The organism is Blautia sp. HCN-1074 (genome assembly GCF_037890165.1).
In the GTDB taxonomy this organism is placed as follows: domain Bacteria; phylum Bacillota; class Clostridia; order Lachnospirales; family Lachnospiraceae; genus Blautia_A.
Genome location: NZ_JBBKBP010000078.1, coordinates 1 through 514, shown reverse-complemented (window position 1 = coordinate 514; position 514 = coordinate 1). Strand labels below are relative to the sequence as shown.

1 protein-coding gene is annotated in these 514 nt (G+C 44.2%); it reads left to right on the top strand.

The genetic code is table 11. The features are described 5' to 3' along the window. Window positions 1-514 (top strand): replication initiation factor domain-containing protein (locus WKT11_RS19850; protein WP_340285803.1); only part of this gene is annotated, 514 nt, incomplete at both ends.

The following is a 514-nucleotide window of genomic DNA, read 5'->3' as shown; positions in this document are numbered from 1 at the left end:
CCAGTCTGGCGAACTTATCAAGCACAGAGAGGACGACAGAGAATATATGGGACGTACCCTTTATCTTGGTTCGCTGAAATCAGATGTGTATTTCTGTATCTATGAAAAAGACTATGAGCAGTACGTCAAGCTGGGGACACCGCTTAATGAAGCCGATATTATCAACCGCTTTGAGATACGGCTTCGCAATGAACGTGCCTATTATGCAGTACGAGATTTGCTGACCTATTATGACGCAGAACAGACCGCCTTTTCTATCATCAATCAGTATGTGCGGTTTGTTGATGAAGAACCAGACAAGCGGAAAAATGACTGGAAGCTCAATGACCGCTGGGCTTGGTTTATCGGCGATAACAGACAGAGCTTAAAGCTAACGACAAAACCAGAACCTTATACCTTAGACCGTACATTACGGTGGGTACAAAGGCAGGTAGCACCGACCTTGAAAATGCTGAAAAAGATTGATAAGGGAAACGGTACAGACTACATGGAAACAATCGAACAGCAGGCAAAA